The 15,466-nt window shown below is 69.0% G+C and carries 12 protein-coding genes; 5 read left to right on the top strand and 7 right to left on the bottom strand.

Features of this window, described 5'->3' with window-relative positions; all coding sequences use genetic code 11:
* Positions 1 to 11: 11 nt before the first annotated feature.
* Positions 12 to 404, bottom strand: coding sequence for an NTP pyrophosphohydrolase (locus ACFXJL_RS16320; protein WP_384632879.1), 393 nt, complete (start codon positions 402 to 404; stop codon positions 12 to 14).
* Positions 404 to 1,336: a hypothetical protein gene (locus ACFXJL_RS16315; protein WP_384632876.1), complete on the bottom strand. Its 933-nt coding sequence runs from the start codon at positions 1,334 to 1,336 to the stop codon at positions 404 to 406. Before ACFXJL_RS16315 ends, ACFXJL_RS16320 begins: the two co-directional genes overlap by 1 nt.
* Before the next feature lie 86 nt (positions 1,337 to 1,422).
* Here ACFXJL_RS16315 and ACFXJL_RS16310 point away from each other — a divergent pair, with 86 nt between their 5' ends.
* The 5 genes from ACFXJL_RS16310 to ACFXJL_RS16290 all read left to right on the top strand — a co-directional run bounded on the left by ACFXJL_RS16310 (position 1,423) and on the right by ACFXJL_RS16290 (position 8,224).
* The gene (locus ACFXJL_RS16310; protein WP_358878349.1) at positions 1,423 to 2,598 is read left to right on the top strand and encodes a CapA family protein; all 1,176 of its coding nucleotides are present in this window, start codon (positions 1,423 to 1,425) and stop codon (positions 2,596 to 2,598) included.
* Between the two features lie 218 nt (positions 2,599 to 2,816).
* Positions 2,817 to 5,033 (top strand): HAMP domain-containing protein, encoded by a 2,217-nt coding sequence (locus ACFXJL_RS16305; RefSeq protein WP_384693268.1) that lies wholly within the window; start codon positions 2,817 to 2,819, stop codon positions 5,031 to 5,033.
* Positions 5,034 to 5,039: 6 nt separating this feature from the next.
* Positions 5,040 to 6,653: a poly-gamma-glutamate synthase PgsB gene (gene pgsB, locus ACFXJL_RS16300; RefSeq protein ID WP_358878350.1), complete on the top strand. Its 1,614-nt coding sequence runs from the start codon at positions 5,040 to 5,042 to the stop codon at positions 6,651 to 6,653.
* On the top strand, positions 6,650 to 7,132 hold the full coding sequence (locus tag ACFXJL_RS16295; protein ID WP_329024393.1) for a poly-gamma-glutamate biosynthesis protein PgsC/CapC: 483 nt from the start codon (positions 6,650 to 6,652) through the stop codon (positions 7,130 to 7,132). The genes pgsB and ACFXJL_RS16295 overlap by 4 nt, the downstream gene beginning before the upstream one ends.
* 21 nt (positions 7,133 to 7,153) lie before the next feature.
* Positions 7,154 to 8,224: an NlpC/P60 family protein gene (locus tag ACFXJL_RS16290; RefSeq protein ID WP_358878351.1), complete on the top strand. Its 1,071-nt coding sequence runs from the start codon at positions 7,154 to 7,156 to the stop codon at positions 8,222 to 8,224.
* Between the two features lie 110 nt (positions 8,225 to 8,334).
* On the opposite strand, the gene ACFXJL_RS16285 is transcribed toward ACFXJL_RS16290, so the two are convergent.
* The 5 genes from ACFXJL_RS16285 to ACFXJL_RS16265 form a co-directional block, all read right to left on the bottom strand.
* Entirely contained in the window at positions 8,335 to 10,461 is a 2,127-nt protein-coding gene (locus ACFXJL_RS16285) for a 3-hydroxyacyl-CoA dehydrogenase NAD-binding domain-containing protein (protein WP_384692847.1), read from the bottom strand.
* The gene (locus tag ACFXJL_RS16280) at positions 10,458 to 11,678 is read right to left on the bottom strand and encodes an acetyl-CoA C-acyltransferase (RefSeq protein WP_358878353.1); all 1,221 of its coding nucleotides are present in this window, start codon (positions 11,676 to 11,678) and stop codon (positions 10,458 to 10,460) included. Before ACFXJL_RS16280 ends, ACFXJL_RS16285 begins: the two co-directional genes overlap by 4 nt.
* Before the next feature lie 373 nt (positions 11,679 to 12,051).
* A complete protein-coding gene (locus ACFXJL_RS16275) occupies positions 12,052 to 13,335 on the bottom strand; it encodes a ribonuclease D (RefSeq protein ID WP_358878354.1) in 1,284 nt (427 codons plus the stop codon).
* A gap of 87 nt (positions 13,336 to 13,422) precedes the next feature.
* Positions 13,423 to 14,088, bottom strand: a complete 666-nt coding sequence (locus ACFXJL_RS16270; RefSeq protein ID WP_015037008.1) for a response regulator transcription factor — start codon at positions 14,086 to 14,088, stop codon at positions 13,423 to 13,425.
* A gap of 602 nt (positions 14,089 to 14,690) precedes the next feature.
* Positions 14,691 to 15,413 carry a DUF3000 domain-containing protein gene (locus tag ACFXJL_RS16265; RefSeq protein ID WP_384692842.1) on the bottom strand — a complete coding sequence of 241 codons (723 nt, stop codon included), beginning with the start codon at positions 15,411 to 15,413 and terminating at the stop codon, positions 14,691 to 14,693.
* Positions 15,414 to 15,466: the final 53 nt, after the last annotated feature.

The following is a 15,466-nucleotide window of genomic DNA, read 5'->3' as shown; positions in this document are numbered from 1 at the left end:
ACGGACGGGCGCTAGTCCGCCGCGGGACCGTACACCGTGCGCGGGCCCACGGTCTGAGCGCCCATCTGCGTCACTCGAAGGCGTAGCCCGCGGTCCGCCGTCACCACCACACAGGGGCGGTCGCGGGCCTCGGCGGCGAGATGGACGATGTGATCATCCCCACTTCCCCCGGCCTCGCTGACCGTCACCCCTGGTACGGATCGCACCCCGCGTGCCGCGCCCTCCACCACGAGCACGATCTCCAGATCACCGGGGAGTCCGGGGAAGCCGCTCGCCGCGGTGGCGGCCAGTCGGTCCCGCAGCCGTTCGGCCGCTCCGCGCCGATCACGCCACCAGCCGTCGGGGACCGACCCCATGACATTCGCCCCGTCCACGATCAGCAGGGTCGCGGGGCCTTGAGTCATCAGCGCGCCCAGCTGGCGGTCACGGTGTTCACGGCCGCGACCGCGCGGGCCGTGCGCTGCTCGCTGGTGCGCAGTCGATTGCTGAACTCGATGTGCAGGAAGGAGATGCCGTCGGCGGCGGCTTTGCGTCCCTGCACATTGGTGCGGCCCTCCAGCGGGCAGTCGCGGACCCAACCCCGGCACACGGCGAACCCCCGTGCCTTGAGCGCGTCGGCGAGGACGCGGCCCTCGGCCAGCGCCACCTTGCCCTTGCCCGTGGAGGCGACAACATCATGATCAGGTACGGAGTCGTCGGCGAAACCGTGCACTTGGACTCCGGGTAGTCCGCGCTCGGTGAGTTCATCGCAGACGGTGTCGAAGACCGTGTCCGTACGATGGGCGACATCGGCCTCGTCCCCCTCGCCGGCTTTGCGATGCGCACCAGCAATCACCAGCGCTCCCCCCGGTGAACCACGGAGCACCTGCGCCCCGAGCCGTTCGGTGTTCTTGTCGGCGACGGGGTGGGGGACCTGGATCGACCAGCGGATCGGTGCGTCGAGCGCCAGATAGACCCGGCCCCAGCCGCGCGCGTCCGACGACTTCTCCTTGCGATCGGCGATCTCGGCGAAGGATCGACCGCTGACCTCGTCGGAGACCGTGCGCACCTCGAACCCGATGCTCGCCAGACGGCGCTGTGCCTGGTCGCGTTGGCCGTCGAGGAAGAGTCCCACGCCTTCCGCCGCGGCCTTGCGCTCGGCTCGCGTGGGCGGTTGGTAGCCGCGCTCCTCGGCGAAACCGGCGGTGTACCGCCCGATCCGCTTCACGAGGTCCTCTTCGACGGCGGAGGCTCGGCTACGGCCGTCCTTCTCTCCTTCGGATGTGTCTCGTTGGGAGCGTTCCTTTAGCACAAGAGTCATGGTGATTGCCAGGATGATCGCCAGTGCGATCATCATTGTTGCAATCGTTATCGTCTTGGTCCGGTTGACCATCATCGTTGTATAAAGATAGCCGAGTGATGAAACGCCCCTACCGCCGGTCGATGACGATCTCCGTGGCCCTCGTGGCGACGCTTTCCGGAGCCGTCGCCTGTGGCCCGTTCGGTTCCGATGACAAAGCCGTTTCCGGCGAACCCGCCTTCACGGTTGCTGCGGCCGGGGACATTCTTCCCCACCCCCAGTTGATCGAGCAGGCGCGCAAGGACGCGGCCAAGACCGGCAAGGGGGAGGCGGGGCTCGACTTCGATCCGATGATGGAGGGCATCAAGCCCGTCATCAGCAAGGCGGATCTCGCCATCTGCCACTTCGAGCCGGTCGCCGGCAAACCCGAGGGGCCCTTCGTCGGCTTCCCCGACTTCATCGTGCCGCCGCAGATCGCCACGACGATCAAGAACGTGGGATACGACACGTGCTCCACCGCGTCCAATCACGCGCTCGATCACGGCGTGAAGGGTGTCAAGGACACCCTCGACGCCCTGGACAAGGCCAACCTGAAGCACACGGGGACGGCGCGCACCGAGGAGGAGGGTGACCGCACGCTGATCATGGACGTGAAGGGCGTGAAGGTGGCCCATCTCTCGTACTCCTCCATGTTCAACGGGCGCGAGGTCCCCAAGGACGCCCCCTGGACGGCCAATCTGATCGACTTCAACGCGATCTCCGCGGCGGAGAAGAAAGCCAGGATGGAGGGGGCCCAGGTGGTGATCCTCAGCCTCCACTGGGGGCGGGACAACTGGGCGAACCTGAGCAAGACGCAGCTCACCCTGGGCCCGCAGATCGCCAAGCGGACCACCATCGACCTCATCGTCGGCCACCACACGCACATCGTGCAGCCGATGGAGAAGGTGGACGGCACCTGGATCGCGTACGGACTCGGCAATCAACTCGCCCGACACGATGTGCCCTCCGGTCTCAGCGAGGAAGGCGTCATCGGCTGGTTCGAGTTCATCAAGAAGGGCAAGGGGTGGGACGTGCGCGCCCGGTACGTGCCCACGTACGTTGACATTCCGCCGGACCCGGACGATGCGGGCAATGTCCCCAAGGACGCGGTGAAGGACCATCGACTCGTCGATGTGGCCCGCGTTCTGCGCGAGGACGACAAGCTGACCAAGGAGCAGCGGGCCCGGTATCGACTGGCTTTCGAACGTACTGCGGGCACCATGCTCAACCGTGGGGCGGGCGGCGACGACCTGAAACCGCTCCAGTCTCTTCCTGACTGAGCAGTAGGCGTTTGAGGTCACATTCGCTGGAACTTGTACAACCCTTTTACCGTATTGTCAGTCAGATCCTTCCGGCACTGCGCTTTCGTGCAGCGCTGCGCATTTCCGCGCCCACCTGCCGTTGGGCGCCCCTGATGCGCAAGGATTTCCATGAGAGGAGCCCCCTGTTGGCCGCTTCGCAGTCGAAGCGGCGGCACAAGGTCCGCCGACGGGCCGACATGTCGCTATTGGGCGGTATTCGCCCACCTATAGCAGTTCTGTCGGTTCTGCTCCTCGCCCTTGCGGGCGTCACCGCCCTCACCCTCGGACGGGTCGACCAAGAGCGCGTTCCGAAGGCCGTCCTCAACTCCCAGCAGTACTTCGCCGAGGACGGCGCCATCGCCCTGCGCGCCTCCATCGACGAGAGCGTCACGGACCTCACCCGGACCGCCGACCTCTTCAGCGCCTCCGGGTCGGTGTCGCCCGACGCCGTGCTCGACAAGATCGGCAACGTCTACCAAAAGTGGATGGGCACCGCAGTCGTAGAGATCGAGTCGGGCAAACTCCTCGCCGCACGTGGGGAGAACGTCCCCCTCACGGTGGTCGACCGCTCCAAGCTCTCGGACAAGAACGGCCTCGCACCCCGGATGGTTCGACTGGAGAACGGCGAGACCCGACTGCTCGCCTTCGCCGTCCTCACCTGGAAGGGCGAGCCGCAGAAGCTGCTCGTCGCCTCCAGCAGTCTCCGCTTTCCCGGAATCAGCCTCGGTAAACTCCGCGCCATCGCCGTGATCGACGAACGCGCGCAGGTCCTCAGCAGCGACGGCATCGATCCGGCCGAGCAGGTGATGACCGAGTTCCAGCGGCTGGAGATCAAGGACTCCAAGAAGCAGCTGAAGTCGTTCTCCAAGTACGCGGCCAAGAAGGCCAAGCAGAACCCCCTCCAGTCCAAGGAACCCGGATCCGGCGGCTTTAAGGGCGTCAGCGGCAGCATCACCGGTGAACACTTCGCGGGCGACCGTCTCGTGGCCGGATATGCCACCCTCGCCGCGCCGGAACCCGGCGGGGCCACCGTCGCCACCAGTCTCGGGCTCACCGTCATCGCCATGGTCAAGATCGCTGACCCGCCGATGGCCGCAGGCGGGCCGGGCTTCGGCCTCGCCGCCGCCGGTGCACTGCTGTTGATCGGGGGCATCACCGTCGCCCTGCTCCTCGGCACCGTCCAGCGCCCGCTCATCCGGCTGTACCTGGAGAGTCGCCGCCTCACCCGGGGCGACCTCACCCGCCCGGTCACCGTGCCCAAGTACGGTGAGGCGGCCCGCATCGGCGACGCGCTCGAACGCATCCGCCGTCAGCTCCACGGCGAGGGCGACCCCGACGGCCCGACCCGCAAGCGACGCCTCGGCGCCCGCCCGCTGCTCGCCGTCGCAGCCGTGCTCCTGCTGGTCTGGTCGGCGCCGCTGATGCTGCTCCTCAACCGCGCGGGCGACTCCGTCGTCGTACCGCAGCAGATCATCAACGACCAGCGCGAGCGCACCGACACCCTCACCGACCGGGTCCGGCGCGCCCTCAACGAAGGCCACGCGGACCTGCTCTCCGTGGCCTCGCTCGTCGGCAACAACACCGAGCGCGCCGAGATGACCGAAGTGCTGGAACGCACCCTCGCCCAGCACCTGCGCTACGAGGCGCTGTACGTCGTGGACAAGGAGGGCGAGGTACTCGCCCGAGCCGGCGGCGATCCGCGCAGCGACGGCGTGGCACCCTCCACCCAGCCGGTCCGCATCCTCGACACCAAGTCCAAGGAACCCGTGATCGTCGGCACCGCCGAGATCTCCGGGCGCGGCGGTGCCGTCGTGGGCGAGTTCCGCATCGACTTCCTCAACTCGCTGCTCAAGCGCCCCGGCCTCGGCCAGGTGCGGGTCGTGGACGCCGAACGCCGGGTCATCGGCGGGAACACCGGCTACCTCGCCTTCGAGAAGCTGGCCAACAGCCGCCTCGACGCGCTCGTCGCGGGCTCCAACCAGAAGGTCGGCCTCAGCGCACGCCCCAGCGGCGTCCTGTACCGCACCGGCGACGACATCCAGATCGCCGCTGCCGCGCCCTTCGTGGGCGGTGGCGCCGCCAAGTCGCTCGGCTGGACCGTGGTGAGCTACCAGCCCGCATCCGGCCTCGCGATCCCCGAGTACAGCCTGCAAAACCGCACCGTCCTGGCCGGACTGCTCGGCATCACCGCCGCAGCCGCCTGCCTGGGCTGGCTCCACATCGTGGTGGTGCGCCCCCTGCGCGCCGTCACCGACCAGGCCGAAGCCCTCGCGGGCGGAGACCGCCGTACCGTCCTCTACCCCCGTCACCACGACGAGGTCGGAGCCGTCACCCGCAGCCTGGAACTCCTCCGCCAGCAGTTGGCGGAGCTCCGCAAGCGCGACGGCGCCAAGACGCCGGCCGGAAGGAACTGAACCACCGTGCTCTTCCTCTACACCGTGTTGGTGGTGTGCAGCGCGATCCTGCTTGCGGCGGGCGTCGTCGAGCAGCGGCGGCACTACACCAACCTCGACCAGATACCCACCCGGGTCCTGGTCAACGGCATCCGCGGCAAGTCGTCGATCACCCGACTGTGCGCGGGGGCGCTGCGCGGCGGTGGGCTGATCACCGTGGCCAAGACCACCGGAACCGCGGCGCGGTTCATCCACCCGGACGCGACAGAGGAACCGGTCTACCGGAAGTTCGGCATCGCCAACGTCGTGGAGCAGATCGGGATCGTCCGCCGCGCCGCCGCGTACCGCCCGCACGCCCTCGTCATCGAGTGCATGGCGGTGATGCCGGCGCTCCAGGAGATCAACCAGTCGAAGTTGATCCGCTCCACGATCGGCGTCCTGTGCAACGTCCGTGAGGACCACCTCGCCGAGATGGGCCCCACCCTCGACGACGTGGCCCGCTCGCTGTGCCGCTCGATGCCCGAGGACGGGATCTGCGTCACCGCCGAGAAGGACCGCTTCCACATCCTTCAGGAAGAGGCCGACGCCCGTAACTGCAAGCTGATCTACGCCGACCCGGAGACGGTCAGCGACGAGGAGCTGCGCGGCTTCAGCTGGTTCACCTTCAAGGAGAACGTGGCGATCGCCCTCACCGTCGCCGATCTGCTGGGAGTCGAGCGGGAGACCGCGCTCCAGGGCATGTACGACGCACCACCGGACCCGGGTGTGCTCTCCGTCGAGCGCTACGTCACCGAGGACGACAAGCGGCTGCGCTTCGCCAACGTGTTCGCGGCCAACGACCCCGAGTCGACGCTGATGAACATCAACCAGCTGCTCGATCTCGGTGCCATCCACCGGCCGCTGAACGTGGTCATCAACTGCCGCCCCGACCGGGTGGAGCGCAACGGTCAGATGGGCGAGATCATCCCCGATCTCGACCCGGAGAAGGTGTTCGTGATCGGACACCCCGCCAAGTCCGCCATCGACGCCATCCCGGCCGAGTTCCGCTCCCGCGCGGTTGACCTCGGTGGTGACCGACGGGACCCGGAGGAGTTCATGGCCGCGCTGATCAACCAGCTGAGCCCCAACTCCTCCCTGGTCGCCATCGGCAACATCCACGGCCAGGGCGAGGTGCTGTTGGAGCACCTCGCTGAACTCCCCGCCGACGAGACCCCCGACGACAGCACCACACCGGGCGGCAAGAGGCCGGCCCCGACGAAGAGCGAGGCAGTACCCCAGCGCAGCGTCGACCCGTCGGAGACGATGCAGCTGTACGCGCCCCGGATCGACCCCTACCAGCAGTACTCGGAGGCGTACGAGTCCCGCTACTCCACCCAGCAGATGCCCCGCGTCGTGATTCCGGAGCAGCCCACGGACGGCTACCAGCAGCAGCAGTACGCCGCCCCGGCGCAGGACTACCGTCCCGAGCCCGGCCCACAAGGCGACCCGGCGGCGCCGAGGGAACCCTGGCCGACTACGGTCCACAACGGACCCGCTCCCTACGGCGAGCAGCCGCAGGAGCGCGGCCTCTTCGAACCCCGCCGCCCACCCGCCCCGCCCGCCGACGACCATCAGTGGCACAGCCCAGGAGACCAGCGTTGATCCCGTCCGTCCTCACCCCAGAGATCGCCGCCATCGGTATCGCTCTGGGCCTGCTCTTCTCGCTGGTCTGCTATCTGACGACCAATCTCTCACCCGGCGGAATGATCACCCCGGGCTGGTTGGCGCTCACACTGGTCGAGGATCTCCAGCGCGCGGCCATGGTGCTCGGTGTCACCGTGCTCACCTATGTGTCGACCCTGGTGATGCAGAAGTTCATCATCCTGTACGGAAAGCGCCTGTTCGCAGCGGTCGTGCTCACCGGTGTGATGCTCCAGGCCACCGTGATGATCATCCTCTCGCTCGAATTCCCGCTGATGTACAGCAACCAGACCCTCGGATTCATCGTCCCCGGCCTGATCGCCTACCAGCTGGTCCGCCAGCCCAAGGGGCCGACGCTGTTGGCGACCGGTTCGGTCACCTTGATGGCGTACGTCGTCCTCACCGCCGGAATCCTCCTCGGCGTCATGCCGACCGCCTGATCACCCATTGGAGCCGATCCCATGAGCCCCAAGAAGAAACGCCCCGTCGTCCACGGAGTCACCGTCCTCGCACTGCTCGCCGGCAGTGCGTACCTCACCGTGGAACTCCGCACGGACGAGCAAGCCAAGGCGCCCAAGGTGCAGGCGGTCACCGACACCCCCAAGTTGCAGGGTGCCGCGGCCGGCAAGAGCGGCGCCCAGACCTGGGAGCGGTTGAAGAACCCCGAACGCTCCGTCCTGAGGGACGGCAGCGGGGAGGTGCTCGCCACCTTCACCGACAAGGCGCGCACCGCCACCTTGAAGGGCCCCTCCCGCACCTTCTCCGAGCCCACCAACACCAAGACCCGGGTGGTGACGGAGAACTGGGTCCGGCTGATGCCGGAGCCGTGGCGCAAGGGCGCGGAGAAGGAGAAGTGGTTCAAGGACTGGTTCAAGGAGTTCTTCGGGAGCCAGGAGGACGACATCTTCGCCATGGGCTTCCAGTACGTCCAGGACCAGCCCATCAAGAAGGACGACGAGGGCCTCGCCTACGCGGGTGACGCCAACTTCGGGCCGCTGAACCCCAACGGCAGTTCCGGCAACGACCTCCGCGAGGAGCTGTCCGACTTCTACGACTACCTCGGCATCTCGTACACCTTCCGGGACGGCGTCACCGCACAGTCGGAGACCAGGCGGGCCCGCTCCGCCGACTGTTCCGGCTTTATGCGGCTCCTGCTCGGCTACCGCGCCCGCTACCCGCTGGCCTCCTCGGACAAGTCGGGCGACGGACTGCCGCGCACGGCCAACGGCATGGCGCGGTCCGACCTCGGCGCCAACGTCATACCGCTCACCAGCGTGGGTCCTGAGGGCCGGCCGAAGTCGATCGACCTGCTCCAGCCCGGCGATCTCGTCTTCTTCAAGCTGGACGCGCGTACCAAGCAGCGCCTCGACCACATGGGGATCTACCTGGGCCATGACACGGAGGGCAATATGATCTTCCTGTCCAGCCGGGAAGAGGTCAACGGACCCACGATCGGCGACAAGGGCGGCGCCTCACGGCTCAACGGCAACGGCTACTACGCCAAGACGCTGCGCAGCGCCAAGCGACTGTGAGCACGTCTGCCGGGCGACCCTAGGGCTTTGTGGCCCCAGCGGTGCCGGCCCGTGCCGAAGGGGCCGTACGGAAGACTCCGTACGGCCCCTTCGATCGTTCAACCGGTCGTTCAGGCAGGCACGCTCGCGACGCCCGCGGCCAGGAACGGCTTTCCGTTGACCCGCTGGGACACTCCTTCACGATCCAGGTACGGGGTGATGCCGCCCAGGTGGAAGGGCCAGCCCGCACCCGTGATCAGACAGAGGTCGATGTCCTGGGCCTCGGCCACCACGCCCTCGGCCAACATCAGCCCGATCTCCTCTGCGACCGCGTCCAGCACCCGGGCCCGGGTCTGCTCCTCGGTCAGGACGACATCGCCCTGGACCAGTAGCGCCGCGACCTCCGGGTCCAACTCGGGACGCCCGGAGTCGTACACGTAGAAGCCGCGCTTGCCCGCCTCGACGACCGCCTTCAGGTTCCGGGAGACCGTGAAACGGTCGGGGAAGGACCGGTTGAGGGTCTCGGACACGTGCAGTCCGATCGCCGGACCCACGAGTTCCAGCAGGACCAGCGGGGACATCGGAAGGCCCAGCGGCTCCACGGCCCGCTCCGCCACGACGACCGGAGTGCCCTCGTCGATGACGTTCTGGATCTCGCCCATGAAGCGGGTCAGGATGCGGTTCACCACGAACGCCGGTGCGTCCTTGACCAGGACGGCGGTCTTCCGCAGCTTCTTCGCCACGCCGAAGGCCGTCGCCAGGGCGGCGTCGTCGGTCTGCACACCGCGCACGATCTCCAACAGCGGCAGGATCGCCACCGGGTTGAAGAAGTGGAAGCCGACGACCCGCTCCGGGTGCTTCAGCTTCGACGCCATCTCGGACACCGAGAGCGACGAGGTGTTGGTGGCGAGGATCGCATGGGCGGGGGCGACGGCCTCCACCTCGGCGAACACCTGCTGCTTGACCGCCATCTCCTCGAACACGGCCTCGATGATGAAGTCGGCGTCCGCGAAGCCCTCCGCCTTGTCCAGGACACCGGTCACCAGAGCCTTGAGCCGATTGCTCTGGTCCTGGTTGATCCGCTTCTTGGCCAGCAGTTTGTCGATCTCGCCGTGGACGTATCCGACGCCCTTGTCGATCCGCTCCTGGTCGATGTCGGTGAGCACCACCGGCACCTCAAGACGGCGCAGGAAGAGCAGCGCGAGCTGAGAGGCCATCAGGCCGGCGCCCACCACGCCCACCTTGGTGACGGGCCGGGCCAGGGCCCGGTCCGGGGCGCCGACCGGACGCTTGGCGCGCTTCTGCACCAGATTGAACGCGTAGATACCGCTGCGCAGTTCGCCGCCCATGATCAGGTCGGCCAGGGCCCTGTCCTCGGCGTCGAAACCGGCCTGGAGGTCCCCGTCCTTGGCCGCGGCCACGATGTCGAGGGCGCGGTAGGCGGCGGGGGCCGCGCCGTGCACCTTGGCGTCGGCGATGGCCCGCCCGCGCGCCACTGCCGCGTCCCAGGGCTCACCCCGGTCCACCTCGGCCCGCTGGATGGCGATCTCGCCCTTGAGGACGGCCGCGGTCCAGGTCAGCGACTGCTCCAGGAAGTCCGCGCCCTCGAAGATGGCGTCGGCGATGCCCAGTTCGAAGACCTGGCGCCCCTTGAGCTGGCGGTTCTGGTTGAGCGAGTTCTCGATGATGACCGTGACCGCACGGTCCGCGCCGATCAGGTTCGGCAGCAGGGTGCAGCCGCCCCAGCCGGGCACCAGCCCGAGGAACACCTCGGGCAGCGAGAAGGCGGGCACCGCGCTGGAGACCGTACGGTACGAGCAGTGCAGCCCGACCTCGACGCCGCCGCCCATCGCGGCACCGTTGTAGTACGCGAAGGTGGGCACGGCGAGCCCGGAGAGCCGCTTGAAGACATCGTGACCGCCCTTGCCGATGGCGAGTGCGTCCTCGTGGCGCTTCAGCAGTTCCACGCCCTTGAGATCGGCGCCGACCGCGAAGATGAACGGCTTCCCGGTGAGCCCGACCCCGACGATCGAGCCCTCGGCCGCCTCCCGCTCGACCTGGTCGATCGCCGCGTTCAGATTGGCCAGGGACTTCGGGCCGAAGGTGGTGGGCTTGGTGTGGTCGAACCCGTTGTCGAGGGTGATCAGCGCGAACCGGCCCGCGGCGAGCGGCAGATCGAGATGGCGTACGTGGGCGCTGGTGACGACCTCGTCGGCGAACAGTTCGGCCGCGCCCTTCAGCAGCTCAGCGGTACTCACTTGTCGCCTCCGTTGAAGTGGGGGTTCTCCCAGATGACCGATGCGCCCATGCCGAAGCCGACGCACATGGTGGTCAGGCCGTAGCGGACGTGCGGCTGCTCCTCGAACTGCCGGGCCAGCTGGGTCATCAGCCGGACGCCGGAGGAGGCCAGCGGGTGGCCATAGGCGATGGCGCCCCCGTACTGGTTGACGCGGGCGTCGTCGTCGGCGATGCCGTAGTGCTCCAGGAACGCCAGCACCTGGACGGCGAACGCCTCGTTGATCTCGAAGAGCCCGAGGTCGTCGATCGACAGACCTGCCTTGGCGAGCGCCTTCTCCGTCGCCGGGATGGGTCCGTACCCCATGACCTCCGGCTCGACACCGGTGTACGCGAAGGAGACGAGGCGCATCCGCACCGGCAGGTCGTGCTCGCGGGCGAACTCCTCGGAGGCGATCAGGGAGGCGGTGGCACCGTCGTTGAGACCGGCCGCGTTGCCCGCGGTGACCCGGCCGTGGGGCCGGAAGGGGGTCTTCAGCGAGGCCAGGTTCTCCAGGGTGGTACCCGGGCGCATCGGCTCGTCCTGGGTCGCGAGTCCCCAGCCGGTCTCACCGCCATCGGGGGAGGTGCGACGCACCGAGATCGGCACCAGGTCCTGCTGGATCTTCCCGTTCGCGTACGCCTTGGCGGCCTTCTCCTGGGAGCGCACCGCGTACTCGTCGGCGCGCGCCTTGGTGATGGTCGGATAGCGGTCGTGGAGGTTCTCCGCGGTCATGCCCATGAACAGGGCCGACTCGTCGACGAGCTTCTCGCTGACGAACCGCGGGTTCGGGTCGACGCCCTCGCCCATCGGGTGGCGGCCCATGTGCTCCACCCCGCCCGCGATCACCGCGTCGTAGGCGCCGAAGGCGATGGCGCCCGCGGTGGTGGTGACGGCGGTCATCGCGCCGGCGCACATCCGGTCGATGGAGTAACCGGGCACGGACTGCGGCAACCCGGCGAGAATGCCGGCGGTGCGTCCGATGGTCAGGCCCTGGTCGCCGATCTGGGTGGTGGCGGCGATGGCCACCTCGTCGATCCGGGCGGGGTCGAGGCCGGGGTTGCGGCGCAGCAGCTCCCGGATGGCCTTGACGACGAGGTCGTCGGCCCGGGTCTCGTGATAGATGCCCTTCGGGCCCGCCTTGCCGAACGGGGTGCGGACGCCGTCGACGAAGACGACGTCCCTGACGCTACGAGGCACGATGGCTCTCCTCCAGGGTGCGGGGTGGCACTGCTGCGGGACGCGGCTGAGCGCGCGCTTTCCTCCCCCCATGCTACTTGCGGGTAACCATCGTGCCCAGCCCCCTCCCGGTGAGCGTCGAAGATCACAACCGCCGCTGCCGGTGCGGGGGAGGGCTTCGACGGTCGTGAGCGCGGACCGGGTACGACGGAAGAACCGTGCCACGGCCCGGGTGGGCAGGCGTGGCACGGTTCGTGGGCGTGTCTTGATCAGTTCGCGCTCGAAACCGGGCGGGACCGGTATCGGCGGGCGCGGCCGGATGCGCCCTGGTCGGAGGTGTGGACGCCCGCCCCCGGTGTCTGACCGGCCGCCGCCGGGGCCGGTCGAGCGCAGGTCAGTCGGTGACCGTCACCGCCTGCGCCAGCAGTGGAGCCACCAGTTCCACCTGCCATGGCCGCGCTCCGAGCTCCGTCAGCGCCTGGGCCACGGCCTCGACGGAGAGGTCGCCCGGGGGTTCCCAGCAGACCCTGCGGACCGTGTCCGGCGTGATCAGGTTCTCCTGTGGCAGATTGAGCTCCTCCGCCAGCGCCGAAACCGCGGTCCGTGCCGCCGACAGGCGTGCCGCAGCGGCCGGATCCTTGTCGGCCCAGGACCGCGGCGGTGGCGGACCGTTCAGCGGCTGACCGGGCTGGGGCAGCTCCGCATCGGGCAGTGCCTTCGCCCGGTCGACCGCCGCCTGCCACTGCTCCAGCTGTCGACGTCCCATCCGATGGCCGAAACCGGTGAGCGCCGTGAGCGCCTGTACGTTCGGCGGCACGGACAGTGCGGCCTCGATGATGGCGCTGTCGCTCAGTACCTTGCCCGGTGAGACGTCGCGGCGCTGGGCGACCTTGTCACGGGCCGTCCACAGCTCGCGCACGACCGCCATCTGACGGCGCCTGCGCACCTTGTGCATGCCTGACGTGCGCCGCCAGGGGTCCTTGCGCGGCGGGGCCGGTGGGGCACTGGCGATGGCGTCGAACTCCTGGTGGGCCCAGTCCAGCTTGCCCTGCTGGTCCAGCTCCTTCTCCAGTTCGTTGCGCAGGTCGACGAGCAGTTCCACGTCGAGGGCCGCGTACCTGAGCCAGGGCTCGGGCAGCGGGCGAGTGGACCAGTCGACCGCGGAGTGGCCCTTCTCCAGGGCGTATCCGAGCACCGACTCGACCATCGCGCCGAGTCCGACCCGGGGGAAGCCTGCCAGTCGCCCGGCCAGTTCGGTGTCGAAGATCTGGGTCGGCACCATGCCTATGTCCCGCAGGCAGGGCAGGTCCTGGGTGGCCGCGTGGAGGATCCACTCCGTGTCGGCGAGGACGTCGCCCAATGCGGAGAGGTCGGGGCAGCCGACCGGGTCGATCAGTGCGCTGCCGGCGCCTTCCCGGCGCAGCTGCACCAGGTAGGCGCGCTGGCCGTAGCGGTAGCCCGAGGCCCGCTCGGCGTCGACGGCCACGGGGCCGGTACCGGCGGCGAACGCCGAGATCACCTCGGCGAGCGCGTCAGCGTCCGCGACCACCGGGGGGATGCCTTCTCGGGGCTCCAGCAGGGCGACGGGGGGTTCTTCGGCTGCGACGCCGTCGTCCGGGGGAGCGCCCCCGGTGGTTCGCAGTGCGGTCTTAGCTGCGGGGTCATGGGCGTCGGTCACGTGTCAAGGGTATCTGTCAGCGGAGCGCGCCCGTCGACGTAACGTTCCGTCGACGGGCGCGTACGGGATCGCGTGGGGGCGGATGGGTCAGTGGATGATGCCCGTGCGCAGGGCCACGGCCACCATTCCGGCGCGGTCGCCCGTGCCGAGCTTGCGTGCGATCCGGGCGAGATGGCTCTTGACCGTCAGGGCGGAGAGCCCCATCGAGACACCGATCGCCTTGTTGGACTGGCCTTCGGCGACCAGTCTGAGGACCTCGACCTCGCGGCCTGAGAGCTCACGGTAGCCACCCGGGTGGCTCGGAGCACCCGGGGGACGACGGTGGCCGAGACGGGCCGCTGCGGCGCCGATGGGGGCGGCGCCGGGGCGAGTCGGGTGCCCGATGTTGGTTCGGGTCCCGGTGACGACATATCCCTTGACACCGCCGGCGAGCGCATTGCGCACGGCGCCGATGTCATCGGCCGCGGAGAGGGCGAGGCCGTTGGGCCAGCCCGCCGCGCGGGTTTCGGACAGAAGGGTCAGCCCGGATCCATCGGGCAGGTGGACGTCGGCAACGCAGATGTCGCGCGGGTTGCCGACGCGGGGACGCGCCTCCGCGATGGACGACGCCTCGATCACGTCGCGCACACCGAGCGCCCACAGATGGCGGGTCACGGTGGAGCGGACGCGCGGGTCGGCCACGACGACCATGGCCGTCGGTTTGTTCGGGCGGTAGGCGACCAGGCTTGCGGGCTGCTCAAGTAGAACGGACACCAGGCCTCCTGAGGAAGGTGCGGGACGGGCCGGCTCGGGGATGAAGCCGGGGCGAACCGTGCAGTTAGGGTCACTGACCTCTTCGGCACCGAAGCCGGTCGCCTTTAGAGAATGATCACGATTTGGTGAGTAACAATTGGTGCAATTAGGACGGGTGATCGATCATCCTACGAATGAGCTGACGGGTTGTTACCCATGGGGCCATCGCTGATGAGGGGCGTTGTGAGGCCGCTGAATCCGCCCCGGAAGGGTGTGCCGGGTGAGGCGGTTTCCACGAGGGGAGCGGTCGCTCCGAAGGCGGGTCGGCGCCGAGCCCGAGCCAGGTCGGGAGGCGCGACAGCCCTATCGACCGACGCACTGTTGCGTCAGCCGAGGTAGCCGCATCGGTTGAGCTGACCGTATCGCCTTTTGCCGCAGACCACGGCGTACGTCGGCGGGGGCGGCGGGCGGACGGCGCGGGTCCGCGACCGGAGCCGTCCGGGCGCTGCGCACTTCGGCGCACTGCCCCTGTCGTCCTCCGCCTCAGTCCTCCGCCTCAGTCCCGCGCCGCAGTCCGAAAGAGGGGGCGGTGGCGCGGTGCGAGCCGCCTCTCGGTTCTCAGGTCACCGGTGCTGCGGCCCCCGGCGCTGCGGCAACGACACCACACCGGCACCCGGCTCCACCCCGACCGCGGCCGGCGGGAGCCCGGCGATCTGGCAGAGCAGATCACACCAGGCGGCCAGGTGAGCGGCCGTGTCGGGCACGCCGTCCCGGCCCTCCCGGGGCGTCCACGACGCCCGGATCTCGATCTGGGTCGCGGGCCGGCGCTCGGCGAGCCCGCCGAAGTAGTGCGACCCGGCGCGGGTCACGGTCCCGCTGGGTTCGCCGTATGCCAGCCCCCGGGCCTCCAGCGCCCCCGTCAGCCACGACCAGGACACCTCGGGCAGCAGGGGGTCCGCCGCCATCTCCGGCTCCAGCTCGGCGCGGATCAGGGTCACCAACCGGAACGTGCCCTGCCAGGCGTCGTGCCCGGCCGGATCGTGCAGCAGGACCAGCCGCCCGTCCGCGAGGTCCTCGTCGTCCTCGACGACCGCGGCCTCCAGCGCGTACGCATGCGGGGCGAGCCGCTGCGGCGGGCGGGTGGGGTCCACTTCGATCCCGGGCCGCAGCCGCGCCGACCGCAGCCCTTCGACCGCGAGCCGGAACGCGCGGGGCACAGTGTCCTGCGTGCCGTCGTCAGCACCGTCCTTGTCGTCCCCGCCCGTGCCGGGCGAACCGGATTGTGCGTGATGTGACTGATCAGACTGGTCAGAATGATCTGAATAACGTCCCTGAGCCGCGGCCATGCGGGGAAGAGTAGGCGGAACGGGCCCTGAGCGCAGGGAAGGACACCCGGGCC

This window comes from Streptomyces sp. NPDC059256 (genome assembly GCF_042753785.1).
In the GTDB taxonomy this organism is placed as follows: domain Bacteria; phylum Actinomycetota; class Actinomycetes; order Streptomycetales; family Streptomycetaceae; genus Streptomyces.
This window is presented reverse-complemented; position numbering and strand designations above follow the sequence as displayed.

What these genes read in the sequence shown, in the direction of transcription:
- ACFXJL_RS16320 (WP_384632879.1), bottom strand. Translation starts at nt 404, where the DNA reads ATGACTCAAGGCCCCGCGACCCTGCTGATCGTGGACGGGGCGAATGTC.
- ACFXJL_RS16315 (WP_384632876.1), bottom strand. Translation starts at nt 1,336, where the DNA reads ATGATGATCGCACTGGCGATCATCCTGGCAATCACCATGACTCTTGTG.
- ACFXJL_RS16310 (WP_358878349.1), top strand. Translation starts at nt 1,423, where the DNA reads ATGACGATCTCCGTGGCCCTCGTGGCGACGCTTTCCGGAGCCGTCGCC.
- ACFXJL_RS16305 (WP_384693268.1), top strand. Translation starts at nt 2,817, where the DNA reads ATGTCGCTATTGGGCGGTATTCGCCCACCTATAGCAGTTCTGTCGGTT.
- ACFXJL_RS16290 (WP_358878351.1), top strand. Translation starts at nt 7,154, where the DNA reads ATGAGCCCCAAGAAGAAACGCCCCGTCGTCCACGGAGTCACCGTCCTC.
- ACFXJL_RS16265 (WP_384692842.1), bottom strand. Translation starts at nt 15,413, where the DNA reads ATGGCCGCGGCTCAGGGACGTTATTCAGATCATTCTGACCAGTCTGAT.